This window comes from Endozoicomonas sp. 2B-B (assembly GCF_053470045.1).
On sequence record NZ_JBLZMU010000001.1, the window covers coordinates 232,766 to 250,302 of the forward strand.

General features: G+C 49.1%; 17 protein-coding genes. 3 read left to right on the forward strand and 14 right to left on the reverse strand.

Going from position 1 to position 17,537, the window contains the following annotated elements; translation table 11 throughout:
- Positions 1-2: 2 nt before the first annotated feature.
- From ACOMHB_RS00870 to speE, 3 genes are read right to left on the reverse strand one after another with little or no spacing between them, the layout of a single operon-like run.
- Positions 3-932, reverse strand: coding sequence for an adenosylmethionine decarboxylase (locus ACOMHB_RS00870; protein WP_422136102.1), 930 nt, complete (start codon positions 930-932; stop codon positions 3-5).
- Positions 932-2,914 (reverse strand): biosynthetic arginine decarboxylase, encoded by a 1,983-nt coding sequence (speA, locus tag ACOMHB_RS00875; protein ID WP_448215119.1) that lies wholly within the window; start codon positions 2,912-2,914, stop codon positions 932-934. Before speA ends, ACOMHB_RS00870 begins: the two co-directional genes overlap by 1 nt.
- Complete coding sequence (speE, locus tag ACOMHB_RS00880; protein WP_422139410.1) at positions 2,907-3,785, reverse strand: polyamine aminopropyltransferase; 879 nt, start codon at positions 3,783-3,785, stop codon at positions 2,907-2,909. Before speE ends, speA begins: the two co-directional genes overlap by 8 nt.
- 466 nt (positions 3,786-4,251) lie before the next feature.
- Here speE and ACOMHB_RS00885 point away from each other — a divergent pair, with 466 nt between their 5' ends.
- Complete coding sequence (locus ACOMHB_RS00885) at positions 4,252-5,517, forward strand: ATP-binding protein (protein WP_448215120.1); 1,266 nt, start codon at positions 4,252-4,254, stop codon at positions 5,515-5,517.
- A gap of 72 nt (positions 5,518-5,589) precedes the next feature.
- Here the strand turns inward: ACOMHB_RS00885 and ACOMHB_RS00890 are convergent, their stop codons facing one another.
- Positions 5,590-5,745 (reverse strand): hypothetical protein, encoded by a 156-nt coding sequence (locus tag ACOMHB_RS00890; RefSeq protein WP_422136106.1) that lies wholly within the window; start codon positions 5,743-5,745, stop codon positions 5,590-5,592.
- A gap of 78 nt (positions 5,746-5,823) precedes the next feature.
- On the opposite strand from ACOMHB_RS00890, the gene ACOMHB_RS00895 reads away from it, so the two are divergent.
- Positions 5,824-6,306, forward strand: a complete 483-nt coding sequence (locus tag ACOMHB_RS00895) for a DUF29 domain-containing protein (RefSeq protein WP_422136107.1) — start codon at positions 5,824-5,826, stop codon at positions 6,304-6,306.
- 47 nt (positions 6,307-6,353) lie between these two features.
- Here ACOMHB_RS00895 and oppF read toward each other — a convergent pair whose 3' ends face one another.
- The 10 genes from oppF to ACOMHB_RS00945 form a co-directional block, all read right to left on the reverse strand.
- Positions 6,354-7,379: a murein tripeptide/oligopeptide ABC transporter ATP binding protein OppF gene (gene oppF / locus ACOMHB_RS00900; protein WP_448215121.1), complete on the reverse strand. Its 1,026-nt coding sequence runs from the start codon at positions 7,377-7,379 to the stop codon at positions 6,354-6,356.
- Positions 7,376-8,371, reverse strand: coding sequence for an ABC transporter ATP-binding protein (oppD, locus tag ACOMHB_RS00905; RefSeq protein WP_448215122.1), 996 nt, complete (start codon positions 8,369-8,371; stop codon positions 7,376-7,378). Before oppD ends, oppF begins: the two co-directional genes overlap by 4 nt.
- 1 nt (position 8,372) lies before the next feature.
- Complete coding sequence (gene oppC, locus ACOMHB_RS00910; protein WP_448218587.1) at positions 8,373-9,293, reverse strand: oligopeptide ABC transporter permease OppC; 921 nt, start codon at positions 9,291-9,293, stop codon at positions 8,373-8,375.
- A gap of 42 nt (positions 9,294-9,335) precedes the next feature.
- Positions 9,336-10,262, reverse strand: coding sequence for an oligopeptide ABC transporter permease OppB (gene oppB, locus ACOMHB_RS00915; protein WP_448215123.1), 927 nt, complete (start codon positions 10,260-10,262; stop codon positions 9,336-9,338).
- Between the two features lie 176 nt (positions 10,263-10,438).
- A complete protein-coding gene (locus ACOMHB_RS00920; RefSeq protein ID WP_448215124.1) occupies positions 10,439-12,076 on the reverse strand; it encodes an ABC transporter substrate-binding protein in 1,638 nt (545 codons plus the stop codon).
- A gap of 662 nt (positions 12,077-12,738) precedes the next feature.
- Positions 12,739-13,329, reverse strand: a complete 591-nt coding sequence (locus tag ACOMHB_RS00925; protein WP_317144210.1) for a YhgN family NAAT transporter — start codon at positions 13,327-13,329, stop codon at positions 12,739-12,741.
- A gap of 157 nt (positions 13,330-13,486) precedes the next feature.
- The gene (locus ACOMHB_RS00930) at positions 13,487-13,960 is read right to left on the reverse strand and encodes a hypothetical protein (protein ID WP_448215125.1); all 474 of its coding nucleotides are present in this window, start codon (positions 13,958-13,960) and stop codon (positions 13,487-13,489) included.
- A 66-nt stretch (positions 13,961-14,026) separates the two neighbouring features.
- On the reverse strand, positions 14,027-14,248 hold the full coding sequence (locus ACOMHB_RS00935; RefSeq protein ID WP_448215126.1) for a hypothetical protein: 222 nt from the start codon (positions 14,246-14,248) through the stop codon (positions 14,027-14,029).
- A gap of 118 nt (positions 14,249-14,366) precedes the next feature.
- Positions 14,367-14,906: a gamma carbonic anhydrase family protein gene (locus ACOMHB_RS00940; RefSeq protein ID WP_448215127.1), complete on the reverse strand. Its 540-nt coding sequence runs from the start codon at positions 14,904-14,906 to the stop codon at positions 14,367-14,369.
- Positions 14,903-15,193 (reverse strand): DUF2442 domain-containing protein, encoded by a 291-nt coding sequence (locus tag ACOMHB_RS00945; RefSeq protein ID WP_448215128.1) that lies wholly within the window; start codon positions 15,191-15,193, stop codon positions 14,903-14,905. Before ACOMHB_RS00945 ends, ACOMHB_RS00940 begins: the two co-directional genes overlap by 4 nt.
- Before the next feature lie 277 nt (positions 15,194-15,470).
- Here ACOMHB_RS00945 and prlC point away from each other — a divergent pair, with 277 nt between their 5' ends.
- A complete protein-coding gene (gene prlC / locus ACOMHB_RS00950; protein WP_448215129.1) occupies positions 15,471-17,519 on the forward strand; it encodes an oligopeptidase A in 2,049 nt (682 codons plus the stop codon).
- Positions 17,520-17,537 lie beyond the last annotated feature (18 nt).

Genomic DNA, 17,537 nt, shown 5'->3' on the forward strand with positions numbered 1-17,537 from the left:
TCTTATCCCGTCAGCTCCACGGCCTGCAGTGAGCGCTGCTCTGTGTGCTGGTAATGATTAAAACTCATTTCATAGCCACAGGCCAAAGGCAGAAGGCATTCTGTCAGGCAGCTGAACTCGCCATTTTCCCGCAGGGGAGCTGGTGCATTAAAGCCAATCAGGTCCCAACTGCCCGGGCGCAGGGCTTCCAGCAGACTTTCCAGAATAGCAGCGTCTTCCATATTCAGGTTGGTCTCAAAACTGACATAGGAGCTGTCTTCCTGAGGTGTGATATGGAAAGTGGCGTAACGATCACCTCTGATGGCGTTGAGAGAATAACCAAAAGGTTCAAAAAGCCAGTCACTCAGATCAAAACCGGGCAATATTTCTTCCAGTCTGAGTAGTTTTCGGATACCTTCAATCGTTTGCCCTTCACCGCGCAGATATTGAGCGCTCTCACCTTTGATGTGATACATCAGTAACTCACTGGTCTGGTCATCGGCCCTGGGCTGGTAGGGACGATTCAGATGGAAGATATAGTTGTGATGACTGTCCAGACTGCCAATACGAAAAGCACTACCTTTCAAATCAGATTGAATCCGGTGAATATCCTCTTCAAAAGAGGTTTTCTGCAGATGTGAAAGGTACTCATTTTTGCGCTGAAAGCTGGCAAACAGAATGTGTTCGTCAGCCACATGTTCCAGAAAAAACAGGAAGGCATCGACCAGAGTTGTGGTTCCACAAGTCAGCATCAGGAAGCGGTCTTCCCAGACAAAGAGGCTGGATTCAGACAGCAGGTAAGCGTCGCAGTAGTCATTGCTCAGGGTCGTCAGAATGTCCGCCTGAGCCTTGGCTACCATATCGGACCAGAAGTTTTTGCCCAGCCCACGCAGCGAACCGGCTTCAGTCGCTATAATGACTTCTACTTTTTTTTCAGAGCCTTCGAAGAACATCACAGCTCAATTCCTCCCAGGTGTTCAAGGTAGGTGTAACCCTTCAAGCCCGCTTCCAGCTCTGCCAGCACAGAGGCCCGGCTGGATTCCGGCAGATACTCTTCCACCAGTTTCTTGTAGGTATGCAGGAAGCTTTCCGGCTTCAGATTGACGTACTTAAGAACATCTTCCACTGTGTCTCCGGTCTGGAAATCAAACATCTCGACTAATCCCAGTTCCGTGACACGAACAGATACCGTGTCGGTGTCGCCAAATAAGTTGTGCATATCACCCAGAATTTCCTGATAGGCGCCAATCAGGAAAATACCAATCATATAAGGCTTATCCGGGTGCCACTCAGGTACCGGCAGAGTGGTTTCAATGCCCTGACCATCAACGTACTGGTCGATGGTGCCATCGGAGTCACAGGTAATATCCAGCATAACGGCCCGCTTTTCCGGCGGACGGTTCAAGCCGGAAAGTGGCAGCACCGGGAAAACCTGATCAATCCCCCAGGCATCGGGTAGAGATTGAAACAGTGAAAAGTTGACATAGAATTTGTCAGCCAGTTTTTCACTCAGCTCATCAATCAGAGGTCTGTGAGAGCGGTTTTTATGAGACAGACGTCTGGACAGCTCATAACAAATTCTCAAATTAATACTTTCTGCCCAGGCTCTTTGCTCAAGATCCAGCAGACCGATTCCGAACTGTGTATGAACCTCTGAAAGGTCACTCTGAGTGTCGTGGAACAGCTCAACCAGTGCCCGTTGCTCAACACCTTTCACCAGATCTTGCCAGGAGCGCCACATGTTATGGAGAAGTTGTGGGGCCTCTTTGCCCGGTGCATCAGGTTCTTCCGGCTCGTAGCTTTCAACACCCACTACGTCGGTGATCAGGACGGCATGGTGAGCCGTCAGGTTTCTACCCGACTCGGATATAATCCTGGGTACAGGAATGGCCTGTTCGGCGCAAAGGTCTCCCAGGGTATAAACGATATTGTTCGCATATTCCTGGAGGCTGTAGTTCATGGAGCAGTTACTCTGGCTTCGGGTTCCTTCGTAGTCCACAGCCAGACCGCCACCCACGTCCAGACAATGGATCGGTGCACCCAGGCGATACAGTTCTGCATAAACTCTCGCGCATTCGCTGATGCCCTTGCGTATATCACGAATATTCGACATCTGGGAGCCCAGATGGAAATGCAGCAGCTGCAAAGAGTCCATGTTGCCACTGTCTTTTAGTCGCTTGATGACATTCAGTACCTGGCTGGCAGACAGACCAAACTTGGATTTCTCGCCACCACTGGCCTGCCATTTTCCCTTACCCTGGGAAGCAAGGCGAACACGAAGCCCCAGTCTTGGGGTGACACCGAGTTCTTTGGCTTCTTTCAGAACCATTTCCAGTTCGGTGATTTTTTCCAGAACGATATAGACCTGATGCCCCAGTTTTTCACCAATCAGTGCCAGACGAATGTATTCCCTGTCTTTGTAGCCATTGCAGACAATGACAGAGCTGGCACGCTTGGCCATGGCCAATACCGCCAGCAACTCAGGTTTACTGCCAGACTCAAGACCCAGTTGGCGATCCTGCCTGGCGGCCTGGCTTTCCAGAATCTCTTCAACCACGGCTCGCTGCTGATTCACCTTGATGGGGTAAACCGCAAGGTAATCATTGCGATAGCCATATTCTCCAATGGCCTGGTTAAAGGCGTCACACAGTGTGTTAACCCGATCGTGGAGAATCTCCGGGAAACGTACCAGGATCGGTAATGATGCACCTTTGCGGACCAGTTGGGCGGCAATATTATTGAGACTGACTGCCGGTCTGCCCCTGGGCAGATAAACGACTTCACCATCGTCGTTAATATCGAAGTATCCCTGGCTCCAATAGCGGGCGTTGTACGTGGAGCGTGAGGCTTCAACGCTCCATCCGCTTTCTCTGATCACCGCGTCAGGGTTGTTTATCGGGCCTTCCGGAAAGCCGGGCATCACTGGGTTAGTCATTGACCTTCTGTATCGCCTTTTCTACGTATCCGGGCAGAGCAAAAGCTGCCTTGTGGATAGCGGGAGTGTAATAATGTGTTTCGACACCGCAGGCTTCAAAACGTTCAGTCACCGTTGCCAGAGAAACGTGACGGGCTTCGGGATTGTCGGAGCCCCAGGCAAAGGTCATGATACCACCTACATAAGTGGGTACAGCGGCACTGTAGAAGTAGCAGTCCTTCATATAATGGCCCAGACGACGGCTGGTGGTCTCTACTTCATCCAGTTGCATAAAGCAGACGCCGTTCTGAGCGACAAAGATGCCACCTTCTTTTAGCAGACGTTTGCAGCCAGCATAAAACTCTGTAGAGAACAGCACTTCACCGGGACCGATGGGGTCTGTACAGTCAGAAATGATGACGTCAAAGCTGCCGTCAGGTGTTTTTTCACAGTCACTGACAAAGTTGATGCCATCGTCAATCACCAGTTGGGCCCGTGGGTCTTCGTAAGCGCCAGCGGAGTGATCAGGCAGCCATTTTTTACACATATCGACCACTGCGCCATCAATCTCAACCATAGTGACGTGTTCAATGCTTTTGTGCTTGAGCACTTCACGCAGGATACCACCGTCACCACCACCGATGATCAGAACACGACGGACGTTACCGTGAGTCAGGATCGGCACATGGGTCATCATTTCGTGATAGATAAACTCATCTTTTTCTGTAGTCTGGATAACACCGTCCAGTGCCATCATGCGACCAAACATCTTATTGTTGAATATGACCAGATGCTGGTGTTCGGTTTTTTGTTCGAACAACATCTCATCGACGGAAAAGCTCTGGCCGTAGCCATTATAGAGGGTCTCAAGGTATGTGTTGTCTTTTAGCATGATGCCTTTCCTTTTAAAACCAACCTTCAATAACGGGAAGGTCCAACCAGCCAGTCAGGACAGGGATAGAGAAACTGGAAATTAAGAACCAACAGTGAATGGGAAGCACTTATTAAGCGTTTCACTCTGCCGGAAGGCTCGATCGTTGATCAAGCTCAGGGCTGTTTAGAATGCGCGAATTAAACCCTTGAAATGCCCAGATGACAACCCCTGAAACATAATTAATCAGTACGCTTCAGGGGTGATGTCGGGTTTTCAACCATTCAGTCTGACCGGCTTGCGGAGCCATGGGCTTCGTCCCAAACCAGCTGACAGGCAATATGACTGAGTGATTTAAATTCATTATATCTTTATTGGAAATCCATTTTAGTCTTAACTAAAATCCATAATAGTCTTAAATGAAATCCATTTTAGTCTTAACTAAAATCCATAATAGTCGGGTTTAAAATCCATTTTGGTCGAAAATATGCCCTACATTACCAGAGCTCTTGAACGGTACCTTCAGGAATGTCTGACTGATACACCCGTAGTGGTGATAACCGGCCCAAGACAGTCTGGAAAGACTACTCTGAGCAAGCATCTTCTGGAGCTGCCCGAGCTAATAGAAAAGGGTAGTTATCTAACTTTGGATGACGAGAATATTCTATCCATTGCCCGTGATGATCCTATTGGCTTGCTGCGTCATCAATTACGCCCTGTCATTATTGATGAAGTTCAGAGGGCTCCTGAACTGGTACGTACTATCAAATTGTTAGTAGATGAAGATCGTCAGCCTGGTTCTTTTATTCTGACCGGCTCTGCTGATCTTATGACGCTGCCCACACTGGCAGATTCTCTGGCTGGTCGAGTTGAGTTCGTGACCCTGTATCCGTTCAGTCAACCTGAGCTGCAACAGTCTTTATTCAGCAGTGATGAAAACGATATTATTAAACAACTCTTGTCTCCAGATTTTGTTCCAAAGCCCTTGATTTCTTTTGGATACGATGACGTTATCCCGGCGATTGTCTGCGGCGGTTATCCTGAAGTTCAGCAACGTTCACCAGGACGGAGGGCTCGTTGGCATCTTTCCTATAGCGATGCCATTGTTCGGCGAGATATCAAAGAAGTGTTCCAGCTGCAAAAGCTGGATGAAATGGCTCAACTACTGAAACGGTTAGCCTCTATTTCATCAAATGCTTTGAACTATGCCAGTCTTGGAAAGGCTGTGCAGATGGATATTAAATCGGTACAGAAGTATGTTTCGGCATTGGAAAATCTTTATCTGGTGAAGCGAATTCCCGGTTGGCATCGCAATGAGCTGAAACGAAGTGTCAAGCAGGCCAAAATACATTTTGTGGACACTGGACTGCTTTGTGCGCTGAGAGGTATCAATGAAGATTCGCTTCAGGCTGATAAAAACCTGATGGGTCCAATGATGGAAACCTGGGTTTGCTCAGAATTGCTAAAAGCTATCGTTGTCAGTGATGAGGACTGTCAATTGTTCCATTACCGTGACAAAAACAAGCGAGAGGTGGATTTTATTTTGTCCGGACGTAGCGGACGAGCGACAGGTATTGAAGTGAAAGCAGGCTTAACGATTAAGAAGGAAATGTTTGCGGCTCAGGAAATGCTGATAAAAACAGGATGTATTCAACGAGGTGTTATCGTCTATAACGGAGACAGGGTACTACCCTTCTCGGATCAGCTAGTGGCTGTGCCAGTCAGTTACCTGTTTTGTTCTGCAGGTTTATGAGAAAGGGAGCCATATCTGCGTCAGCAGATATGGCAAGAAGTAAAGATTCAGGCCTTGGGACAGGCACCGCAGTCAGCAGCGCTTTAGTGTAAGGATGACGGGGGCGACATATATCGGCTCGGCTTTGGCGGTCTCTACTTCATTACCCAGGTACATCACCAGTACCCGGTCACTGATGTGCTTGACTACGCCCAGGTCATGGGCAATAAAGATCAGTGACAGCCCCATCTGTAGGAATCTTTCTTCAGTTCGCCTTTGCTCCCCTTTTTGTTTTTGCCTAAAGTGGAAGAGCAATGGAGGTAGCTTATGGAAAACCTGTACGAAACTGACTTTTATCGCTGGAAAGAGCAACAGAAAGATCACTTGATCAACCGGCGCTTTGATCAACTTGATCTGGAGAGAGTCATTGAGGAGTTTGATGATATGGGCAATGATCGAAACACCCTTCGATCCAGGCTAACGACTCTCTTGCTGCACTTGCTCAAATACCAGTACCAGACTCAAGTCATTAATCCGGTGCTTCCAGAGCCTTATAACTGCCGTAGCTGGAAAGGCACTATCCGGGAACAGAGGGAACAGCTGGTCATTCTGCTTCAGGACCGTTCCCACTTGAATCATAAAGTCTGTGAGGTATTTGACGACGCTTACGCCAGTGGTAAGAAACTGGCTATTCAGGCCATGAATGATTACGTCCAGCCCCATCAGAGACTGGATGAGAGCAGTTTTCCAGAGAGCTGTCCCTGGGATTTTGAGCAAATCATGACAGAGAATTGGTTGCCGGAAGGCTAACTGCTCACCTGTCTAATGGCAGGTGAGTCGTCTTGCCGTTCAGTTAATCAGGCTTTGGGACAGGCCGCAAAATGCTGGTTGCCAACATCCATCAGTTTTGGACGATGCTCGGCGCAGCTGGCTTCTGCTATCGGGCAGCGGGTCCTGAAGACACAGCCGCTGGGTGGGTTGATAGGCGATGGCAGTTCACCTTCCAACAGTTCAATCTCCTTCTCTTTTTCCATTTTCGGATCAGGGACAGGCACCGCCGACAACAAAGCTTTGGTGTAAGGATGACGGGGGGCATCATACATCGGCTCGGCCTTGGCGGTCTCTACCTCATTACCCAGGTACATCACCAGTACCCGATCACTGATGTGCTTGACTACGCTCAGGTCGTGGGCAATAAAGATCAGTGACAGTCCCATCTGTTGCTGAAGCTCTTTCAGCAGGTTAACCACCTGTGCCTGGATGGACACGTCCAAAGCACTTACCGGCTCATCACAAATCACCAGTTTCGGCTTGAGAATCAGTGCCCGGGCAATACCAATACGCTGACACTGACCACCAGAGAACTCGTGGGGATAACGGTTAATAACATTAGGCAGCAGGCCCACCCTGGTCATCATTTCACGAACCCGGGAAAGAATCTCATCTTTCGAGAGATCCGGGTAATAGTTGTGAAGAGGCTCGGCAATGATATCGCCTACGGTCATTCTCGGGTTCAGTGACGCCAGAGGGTCCTGAAAAATCATCTGGATATCCTTGCGGATACTTTTCATGGCTTTTTCCGGTAGCCCGGCAATATTGTCGTCCTGCCAGAGAATTTTACCCTCCGTAGCCTTCACCAGACCAATGATCGAGCGGGCCAGTGTTGATTTGCCGCAACCGGACTCACCTACGACACCGAGGGTTTCTCCTTCGAAGAGATCAAAACTGACACCATCAACGGCTTTGAGGACCGGGGATTTCTCCCAGGGCCAGTTTTTGGCTTTATGAATCGGGAAATGAACCTTAACATCCCGAACTTTCAAAATAGGCTGAGGGCTCTCTATAGCTTGCTGAGGGCTTTTTATAGCTGGCTGAAGGCTCATGCTGCCACCCCCCTGCCGGAAGTATTTACGGGGTTGTCGGGTGTCCAGAAACAGGCTTTTTGACGACCTTCGCCAAAGCTCTCCAGTGGCGGCGCTTCCTGCTGGCAACGTGGTATGACGTGGGGGCAACGCTCCTGGAAAGGACAGCCCTGTGGAAGGCTCAACAGGTTCGGAGGATTGCCCGGAATAGTGGGCAGAGTTTCACCCTCTGTATCCAGTCGTGGAATCGCACCCAGCAGGCCTCGGGAGTAAGGATGACGAGGATCATAGAAGACCTCGTTGGTGGTGCCATATTCCATGGTACGGCCGGCGTACATCACCAGTACCTTGTCACAGATGCCGGCCACAACCCCCAGGTCGTGAGTGATCATAATGATGGCGGTGTTAAACTCGGTCTTCAGCTCATTCAACAGCTCCATGATCTGGGCCTGAACGGTGACGTCCAGTGCGGTGGTCGGTTCGTCAGCAATCAACAGTTTGGGACGACACAGCAACGCCATGGCAATCATAACCCGCTGACGCATGCCGCCTGAAAATTCATGGGGATACATATTCATTCGCTTGCGAGCCTCAGGAATTTTTACCGCATCCAGCACTTTTACGGATTCTTCAAAGGCTTCTTTTTTGCTTATGCCTTCGTGAAGTTGTAAAACTTCCATTAATTGAGGCCCTACTTTCATGTAGGGATTCAGTGAGGTCATGGGGTCCTGGAAGATCATGGAGATCTTTTGGGCACGAATACGGTTCAGCTCTGTTTCACTCAGACCGAGAATGTTCTGGCCCTCAAATTTGGCAGAACCCTCAATAATGCCGTTTTTGGCGAGCAGTCCCATGAGGGCAAAAGCGGTCTGACTTTTACCTGACCCGGACTCTCCTACCAGACCCAGTGTTTCGCCGGCGTTCAGAGAAAAGGTCATATTGTTTACGGCTGTGACATCCCCGTCGGGTGTCGTAAATCGAACCCGCAGGTTATCGACATCTAATAGTTGCATATCAACGATCCTTCGGGTCCAGGGCATCACGAAGCCCGTCGCCAATAAAGTTGAAACAGAACAGGGTAATCACCAGAAAAGTGGTCGGGAAGGCCAGCTGCCAGACCGCCACTTCCATAGAGATGGCGCCTTCGTTGACCAGTGCGCCCCAGCTGGTCATGGGTTCCTGTACACCCAGTCCCAGGAAGCTCAGGAAGGATTCAAACAGAATCATTCCGGGCACCAGCAGGGAGGCGTAAACCACCACAATACCGAGCAGGTTAGGAATCAGGTGACGGAAAATAATCTGGCTGGAATTGGCGCCACTGATGATGGCTGCTTCGACAAACTCCTTGCTCTTCAGGCTCAGGGTCTGACCCCTGACGATACGCGCCATATCCAGCCAGGAGACGGCCCCTATGGCAATAAAGATGAGCAGTATGGAGCGTCCGAAGAAGGTGATCATCAGGATAACCAGAAACATAAACGGAAAAGACTGAAGAATTTCCAGGGCCCGCATCATCAGGTTATCAACACGGCCACCCAGGAAGCCCGCCATGGCACCGTAAATGGTTCCGATAATAACGGCCACCAGAGCCCCCAGTGCACCCACCATGAAGGAGATTCGTCCGCCTTCAAGGGTCCGTACGAAAAGGTCCCGGCCGAGGTGGTCGGTACCAAAGAAATGTCCGGTTTCCATAGAGGGTGGTGCAGCCATATTGGCCCAGTCAATTTCTTCATAAGTGAACTGACTGGCCGCAGGGCCAAAGATAATGAGCAAGGTGACCGCTGCCAGAACAATCATACTGGCGACAGCGGCCTTGTTACTCAGAAAGCGTCGGCGGGCATCGGCCCAGAGGCTGCGCCCTTCAATCTCCAACCGCTCGTTGACAAGCTGTTCGGAGAAGTTTTCCACAGCCTTGTGGCTCTCTTTTTTCACCATGTTATTCACAGTGCCGGTTTTCATGGAAATAGACGCCATGGTTTAACCCCCCACCCTGATTTTTGGATCGATCAGCCCATAGAGAATATCGACGATAGCGGTGAACAGGATGGTCAGTGAACCAATGATGATCGTCAGTCCCAATACCAGTGAGTAATCCCGATTCAGTGCTCCGTTGACAAAGTGCTGGCCCATGCCCGGCAGGCCAAACACGGTTTCAATCACCACTGAGCCGGTGATAATGCCGACGAAAGCCGGACCCAGATAAGAAACAACAGGCAGCAATGAGGGTTTCAGGGCATGTTTGAGAATAATGTGATGCTTTGGCAAACCCTTGGCCCTGGCAGTACGAATAAAGTTGCTGTTCAGGGTTTCAATCATGCTGGAACGCATGATTCGGGCTATTGCCGCTACATAAAGAATACCCATGGCGGCGACAGGAAGAATCATGTTCTGCCAGCTACCATCGTTCCAGCCACCCGCAGGCAACCACTTCAGGCTGATGGAGAAGATCAGTACCATCAGTGGCGCAATCACAAAAGAAGGAAGTACGACGCCCACCATGGAGAACGTCATAATGGTGTAGTCGATCCAGGAATTTTGCTTCAGGGATGCCAGAGTTCCCAGTCCAACCCCGACAATAACGGTGAATAAAAACGCCAGTGAGCCAATGGTCAGGGAAACCGGAAAGCTCTGGGCCACCAGTTCGTTAACAGTGTAATCCTTGTACTTGAAAGACGGTCCCAGGTCGCCCTGCAGAAGGTCTTTCAGGTAATAGGCAAACTGTTGCCAGAGCGGCTTGTCGAGGTGGTACTTGGCTTCAAGGTTGGCCAGGATCTCCGGTGGCATATTGAAATCGCCCGTGAAAGGGCTGCCCGGAGCCATCTGCATCAGAAGGAACGACAAAAGAACGAGAATGAACAGTGTCGGAATCGCAACGCCGATGCGTTTCAGAATAAATATAAACATAGGTACACTCTTTGTTAGTCTTAGACGACTATGTGTCCCTGACTGTATGTAAAACTTGTTTCCATGCAGGAGAGGCTGTTACCAAGCCTCCGGTTGACCGGCTTCAGTCCGGCAACCGGAGGTTTTGCGACATCCCTCAAGAGCGTGGGAACCAGGGGTTTTCCACGCCAGAGAGATTAATGCTTCTTGATATACAAATCTCTGGTGTAAACGTTGTCCTCAACATTGCTCATTGGGTAACCACCGACGTATGGCTTAACCAGTCGGCTGGTTACGTATTGGTAGATAGGAGCGACAGGCATCTCATCAGCCAGAACTTTCTCGGCTTCAGTGTAGAGATGGGAGCGCTCTTCGTCGCTGGTCACAACTCTGGATTCCGCCATCAGCTTGTCATACATCTCGTTAACAAACCTGGAGTCATTCTGACCGTGGGTGGAGGTATTCAGATCCAGCATGGTAGAGGCTTCATTGTAGTCGCCGATCCAGCCGCCACGGGCTACTTCGAACTTGCCGTCGTTTCGGGAGTCGAGGAATGTTTTCCACTCCTGATTAACCAATGTTGTTTTCACACCCAGTGGCTTCCACATCTGGGAAATGGCGATAGCGATTTTTTTGTGAGCTTCGTCAGTGTTGTACAGGATTTCCAGTTCCAGCGGCTTGTTTGGGCCGTATCCAGCTTCAGTCATCAGGCGTTTGGCTTCTGCATTACGCTCTGCCTGGGCCATTTTGCTGTATTCAGTGGTTGGTGGTACAAAGCCGCTGATGGTATCAGGGGTGAAGGTGTAAGCAGACTTCTCACCCTGACCTTTCACGTATTGGGTGATCGCATCACGATCGATGGCGTAGGACAGAGCCTTACGAACACGGGCATCGTCAAAAGGTTTACGTTCCGTGTTAAAGCTGTAGTAGTAGGTACCCAGGTATGGAGTTACCTTCACTTCACTGGGTGCCTGCTTTTTCAGGGACTTGAAGTGTTCAATAGGAATCACGTAAGTCATGTCCATTTCGCCGGCCTTGTAGCGGTTCAGCTCTGGAGTGTTCTGGAGAGGCAGGTATGTCACCTTGTTGATAACGGTTTCATTATTGTTCCAGTAGTTATTGTTACGCTCCAGAACGATTTTTTCGTTTACACGCCAGTCAGCCAGTTTGTATGCACCGTTGGATACCATGTTGCCCGGGCGGGTCCAGCTGTCTCCCAGCTTTTCAACAACTTTCTGGGGAACAGGGAAAGTGGTCTGGTGAGCCAACATTTTGATGAAGTAAGGAACAGGCTGTTCCAGAGTGACCTGAAAGGTTTTGTCGTCAATAGCTTTAACGCCCAGACTGTCTGCTGGCTTCTCGCCTTTGACAATAGCAGAAGCGTTAACGATGGTTGGGATTTCCATGAACCAGGCATAACGGGAGGCTGTTTCAGGATCAACCGCGCGCTGGAAAGCAAAGACAAAATCGCCCGCTGTTACCGGGTCACCATTGGACCATTTAGCGGTGTCACGAATTTTAAATGTAAATACTTTATTGTCTTTGGAAACAGTCCAGCTTTCAGCCTGTCCCGGGATAGTGTTGCCTTCAGCATCCTGAGTTACCAGGCCTTCAAACAGATCTTTGGTGATGTTAGAACCTGGAACACCTTCTACTTTCTGAGGATCGATAGAAGCAGGTTCTGAGCCGTTACCGCGGACCAGTTCCTGGGCCTGTGCCAGCTGTGTGCCTGCTGGAACGATAGCGGCGTTGGCACTGGTGACGGCCATGAGGCTGGCGGTCAGAGTCAAAGCCGGAATACCGGCAAGTGTCAGAGCCTTGAACGGCTTCTTCATATTGTTGTCCCCTTCATTCGATGACCGGTCTGATAACGGTCAACGCATAATTCTGATTGGAGTTATGGTAATGGGCGGGTGTTGTTGCTGCTGACGGATGTGTCAGAGCAAGACGAGTAACACACGATCCTGTGTATTGCCGTTTTATAACACCTTGTTCAATGTTCTCAACCTGAGTAAAGAGTCATCTACTGGTGGTTGTTTTTATTTGATGGACTACTGTCGTCAATTCCGCCGGGTGTAGCATTGATCCCGAAAAACAGATCACGGAAATCTTCCCCAGCCCTGGTCATCGTCTCTTCGGATTATGTGTTTTTAATACAGAAAAACCGAATCACAGTGGTCGGGTAACCGAATATAACTAAAAGTTGTAAAAAGGATCAAGAAGGTTTTTGAACGTAAGTGCGTAAAAATTGAATCGTTCAAAAAAGTTAGACTTGTTGAAATTTACAAAAATACAGATGAATAAACTTACTTTTCTTTGATCTATGGTTATAAGTTTTTTTCATAAAGGTAATGAAGTTTTTTTATGCTGGCGAAGTTACACTTTTTTTACAGCGCAGCAGGCGATAAGTATTTTGTATGGAAGATATAAATTAAGAATAATTTCACGGGTTCTGACGTTGGAGGCTGACATGTGACAGCCTCCAAGCGGTTGGGAATCATCCCAGATATTTGGCAATACCATCCATAAACATTTGCACAGAAAGCATCACCAGAATCATCCCCATCAATCGCTCAATAGCGAATACACCACGGTTGCCCAATACTCTCATAAATTGATTTGAGCACATCAGGATGGCTGCGGATGCAGCCCAGGCGATCAGCAATGCCGTCACCAGTTTAGCCTGTTCTCCCGGGTGCTGATTACCCAGCAGAATCAGGGTGGCCAGTATGGAAGGACCGGCAATCAAAGGGATGGCCAGAGGTACGATGAAAGGCTCGCCATCGGGGGTGTCACCCATGATGCCACCCCCTCGGCTGGGAGGGAAAATCATCTTGATGGCGATAATAAAGAGGATAATCGCCCCTGCAATACTGACCGCTTCCTGCCTGAGATGGAGTACCTGCAGCATGGCATCACCGACAAACAGGAAAATCACCAGAATCAACAGGGCGATCAGCATTTCCCGCATCAGAATTTTGACCCGGCGCCTGGGGGGCACAGCTTTTAGAACAGAGATAAAGATTGGCATATTGCCGAGCGGATCCATAATCAGGAACAGCAATATGGCTGTGGAGTAGATTTCCATCGGTTCAGCTTAAACTCAGAATTAGAATAAAAAAATTGAGCGGGCTTATAACATCTGGCCTTTAAAAAAACCAATCCTGATTTGTCGGTTTTACACGACAAAGCCCGGCCATTAAAATCTGGCGGGCTTTTTGTGGAGGGTAAGTTTTCGGAAGTGATTAGTTTTGTGTATTGGGAATTCTCTGACGAATGAGTAACTCGAGCCGATCAAAACGCTCATCGACCTTGTCGAAACGCTCATCGACCTTGTCGAAACGCTCATCGACCTTGTCAAAACGGCGATCGACTTCGTCAAAGCGCTTGTCATGTTCGTCAAAGCGCTTGTCATGTTCGTCAAAGCGCTTGTCATGTTCATCAAAGCGTTGGCGGGTTTCCCTGACGAACTCGTTGTGTTGTTCATCCGCCCTTTTGAACCCTGCGTGGGTAGCTTCTGTCAATGCGGCTATGCAGGCTTTCACACCAGCGAGATCCGTCTTCACCCCGGAAACATCTAACTTCAATCCGGCAATATCATGCTGATTAGTGAGTTCGATGTTTTTTATATCTGCACACACCCTGGCCAGACTGTGCACATCTGCGTCAAGGCTTCTATGCTGGATTTCAAGCTTTTCAAGTCTTACTTCTAGGGACATGAATTATGGAACCTGTTTACGTGAATGGAGCTGACAGCATAGCAGCCCCAGTCAATCTGCATAGGCTCAAATAACAAAATTCTTTTGGCTCAGCAACAATGCCAGTCTGGCCTGTTTATCTTTCATATATCCAGAATGCTGTTCAGCGGTTTGGGCGCTGAGGTTTTCATGAAATTTCTCAGCCTGCTTTTCAGCGTTGTAGATTTCCTGCTTGTCCAGTTGGCTGTCTGCGATCCAGTGGGACTGTTGAGTGGCTGCTGTGTTGATGGGCATGATGGCTTCGCTCATGGTGAATCTCCCCAAATCATGTATTGATATGGGAAGATTAGGTCTGGATAGTTCAAGCGTCTGTAATACTTTGGGCGAAAATAAATTTTAATTATATTAAATTTATTTTTAATAACCTTTAAAGGCCCAGGTATTCGTTTTTCAACTTCACATAGTTGTCCGCACCGTAAGAGAATAAGGCCTTCTCTTTTTCAGTGATCGGGCGAGCCTTCTGGGCTGGATTGCCTTTGTATACAAACCCGCTTTCCAGTCGCTTTCTCGGTGGCACCAGGCTGCCCGCAGCGACAATCACTTCCTCCTCGACCACAACGCCATCCATCACCACGGCCCCAATGCCAATCAGGCAACGATTGTGGATCGTACAGCCATGCAGGGTGACCTTGTGACCGACCGTCACTTCATCACCAATAATCAACGGATAACCATCAGGGTTAAAAGCGCTGGCATGGGTGATATGCAACACCGAACCGTCCTGAATACTGGTGCGTGAGCCGATGCGGATGCGATGCATATCTCCGCGCACCACCGCCATGGGCCAGACGGAGCTGTCTTCACCAATTTCTACGTCGCCCAGGATCAGAGCGGTTTCGTCAATAAATACCCGGTCACCCAGTGTTGGGGTATGACCTCTGAAGGTTCTGATGGATTGGCTTGTCATAGTGTTTGGCTTCTTTGCTTGCTCTTGGTCTGGGCTTTAAGAGGAAAACGGTCAGGAGATTCAATCATTGTTTCAGTAAGATCAACATCAATATCTGGCCAATAGAAGTGACCTTTTCTGAGTTCTTCAACGTTGATGATTGCGCTAACTGGCTGGTCCTTGAACCATGGAAAATCTTCGTAAGACATGAACAGCTCTTTGCCACTGGTCAATAGCCAGATGCCATGAGATGAGATATTTGTCACTTCAGTTCCGGAAGTGCATATTCCATGCGTTGATGATGGCATAGTGCTTCTCCTTGATCAGTTTCTCAATCTCTCAGAAAAAACGATACCCCTTCTTCTTGAATACAGTTGGACTCATCTCATGCCTCAATAGTTTCTCAGACAGGGAAAGTTAGAACAACAATTGCTCAAACTGAAAGAAAGTTATGCCTTTTAGACAACTATTGTCGCGAAGCAGAACGCTTTCAAGTATTGCATTGTCCTTGAAAACCGATAATCCTGCACCCATAGACATAAAAAGAACGATCAGTTTGGACAATAAACAGCGAGCATCTGAATTATGAGCAACCCACTGCTGGAAAACTGCGAACTGCCTCCTTTTGCCAAGATTAAACCAGAGCATATAAAACCGGCTGTAGAGACCATTATTGCCGAAAGTGAGCAAGCGGTAGACGCACTTCTGGCAGATAAAAATCAAACCTTCAGCTGGAAGACGCTTCAGGAACCCATGGACAGTCTGGGAGACAGGCTTAATCAGACCTGGTCACCGGTGGGTCATATGAATGCTGTCGTCAATACCGATGAGCTAAGAGATGCTTACAATGCCTGTCTTCCCCTGCTTTCCGAATATTCAACATGGCTGGGTCAGAATCAGGATCTCTATCAGGCCTATCTGACGCTGTCTGAGTCAGAGGGGTTCGAGAATCTGGATAAGGCTCAGAAAAAAGTCATTACCGATAATCTGCGGGATTTCAAACTGGCGGGTGTTGCCCTGCCGCAAGAGAAAAAAGCTCGTTATGGCGACATTCAAAAACGTCTTTCTGAACTGACCAGTAAGTTTTCTGACAATGTTCTGGATGCCACCATGGCCTGGTCCAAACTGATTACCGATGAATCAGAGCTGGCCGGCCTGCCTGAATCCGCATTGGCAGGCGCCAGACAGTTGGCTGAGTCCAAAGGTCACAGCGAAGGCTGGATGCTGAATCTGGATTTTCCGAGCTATTTTCCGGTGATCACCTACGCAGACAATCGTGAGTTGCGGGAAGAGGTTTATACAGCGTTCAGTACCCGGGCATCGGACCAGGGTCCGAATGCGGGTGAATTTGATAATTCAGGCAATATTAATGAAATCCTCAAGCTACGTCAGGAGCTGGCCGAACTGCTGGGGTTCAACAACTATGCGGAATACTCACTGGCGACCAAAATGGCTGACTCCACTGACAAGGTCGTTGCGTTTCTGGAAGATCTGGCCAGTAAGAGCAAGCCTCAGGCAGAAAAAGAACTGAATGAACTGAAAGCCTTTGCCAAAGCAGAACACGGTGCTGAAGATTTGCAGGCCTGGGACATTGGCTACTATGGCGAGAAGCTCAGACAGCAGCGCTACGCTATTTCTCAGGAAGAGTTGCGTCCCTGGTTTCCGTCAGAAAAAGTAGTGAATGGCATGTTCTCTGTCGTGGAACGCCTATTTGGAATTACCTTTGACAAGGTCACCGACGTTGAAACCTGGCACAAAGATGTTGGCTTTTTCAATGTTATTCGCGATGGCGAAGTGATTGGTCGTTTCTACCTCGACATCTATGCCCGTGAACACAAGCGCGGTGGTGCCTGGATGGGTGAGTGCCGGGTGCGTCGCAGGATTGGCGACAAAGTTCAGCTGCCAGTGGCTTACCTGACTTGTAACTTCACGCCACCCGTTGGTAATCAGCCAGCCCTGCTGACCCATGATGAAGTTGTGACCCTGTTCCATGAGTTTGGTCACGGTTTGCATCACATGCTGACCCGGGTCGATTATTCTACCGTATCCGGAATCAATGGCGTAGCCTGGGATGCAGTCGAGCTGCCCAGCCAGTTTCTTGAGAATTGGTGCTGGGAAGAAGATGGTCTGGCTTTGATCTCCGGCCATTTTGAAACGGGCGAGCCTCTGCCTGAAGATAAACTGGATAAATTACTGGCCGCTAAAAACTTCCAGTCCGCCATGATGATGGTGCGTCAGCTGGAGTTCTCATTGTTTGATTTCAAACTGCATAAAGACTTTTCAAAAAGCGTGAGTGAAGGGAAAACGGTTCAGGCGGTATTGGATGAAGTTCGCGGTCAGGTCTCTGTGGTTATGCCTCCGGCCTTCAATCGTTTCCAGCATGGCTTCAGCCATATCTTTGCTGGAGGATATGCGGCGGGCTACTACAGCTACAAATGGGCTGAGGTATTGTCTGCGGATGCTTTCTCCCGATTTGAAGAAGAGGGTATATTCAACCGCCAGACCGGTGAGTCTTTCCTGCATGAAATTCTGGAAAAAGGCGGTTCTGCGGAGCCCATGGAGCTGTTTGTAAATTTCCGGGGCCGGGAGCCAGAAGTGGATGCTCTGTTGCGCCATTCGGGTATCTCTGCCTGAAAAGAGAATTTTGAATGA

Bases quoted from the DNA above. Each gene is read 5' to 3' on its own strand.
- ACOMHB_RS00870 (WP_422136102.1), bottom strand. From the start codon at position 932: ATGTTCTTCGAAGGCTCTGAAAAAAAAGTAGAAGTCATTATAGCGACT.
- speA (WP_448215119.1), bottom strand. From the start codon at position 2,914: ATGACTAACCCAGTGATGCCCGGCTTTCCGGAAGGCCCGATAAACAAC.
- speE (WP_422139410.1), bottom strand. From the start codon at position 3,785: ATGCTAAAAGACAACACATACCTTGAGACCCTCTATAATGGCTACGGC.
- ACOMHB_RS00885 (WP_448215120.1), top strand. From the start codon at position 4,252: ATGCCCTACATTACCAGAGCTCTTGAACGGTACCTTCAGGAATGTCTG.
- ACOMHB_RS00890 (WP_422136106.1), bottom strand. From the start codon at position 5,745: ATGGGGCTGTCACTGATCTTTATTGCCCATGACCTGGGCGTAGTCAAG.
- ACOMHB_RS00895 (WP_422136107.1), top strand. From the start codon at position 5,824: ATGGAAAACCTGTACGAAACTGACTTTTATCGCTGGAAAGAGCAACAG.
- oppF (WP_448215121.1), bottom strand. From the start codon at position 7,379: ATGAGCCTTCAGCCAGCTATAAAAAGCCCTCAGCAAGCTATAGAGAGC.
- oppD (WP_448215122.1), bottom strand. From the start codon at position 8,371: ATGCAACTATTAGATGTCGATAACCTGCGGGTTCGATTTACGACACCC.
- oppC (WP_448218587.1), bottom strand. From the start codon at position 9,293: ATGGTGAAAAAAGAGAGCCACAAGGCTGTGGAAAACTTCTCCGAACAG.
- oppB (WP_448215123.1), bottom strand. From the start codon at position 10,262: ATGTTTATATTTATTCTGAAACGCATCGGCGTTGCGATTCCGACACTG.
- ACOMHB_RS00920 (WP_448215124.1), bottom strand. From the start codon at position 12,076: ATGAAGAAGCCGTTCAAGGCTCTGACACTTGCCGGTATTCCGGCTTTG.
- ACOMHB_RS00925 (WP_317144210.1), bottom strand. From the start codon at position 13,329: ATGGAAATCTACTCCACAGCCATATTGCTGTTCCTGATTATGGATCCG.
- ACOMHB_RS00930 (WP_448215125.1), bottom strand. From the start codon at position 13,960: ATGTCCCTAGAAGTAAGACTTGAAAAGCTTGAAATCCAGCATAGAAGC.
- ACOMHB_RS00935 (WP_448215126.1), bottom strand. From the start codon at position 14,248: ATGAGCGAAGCCATCATGCCCATCAACACAGCAGCCACTCAACAGTCC.
- ACOMHB_RS00940 (WP_448215127.1), bottom strand. From the start codon at position 14,906: ATGACAAGCCAATCCATCAGAACCTTCAGAGGTCATACCCCAACACTG.
- ACOMHB_RS00945 (WP_448215128.1), bottom strand. From the start codon at position 15,193: ATGCCATCATCAACGCATGGAATATGCACTTCCGGAACTGAAGTGACA.
- prlC (WP_448215129.1), top strand. From the start codon at position 15,471: ATGAGCAACCCACTGCTGGAAAACTGCGAACTGCCTCCTTTTGCCAAG.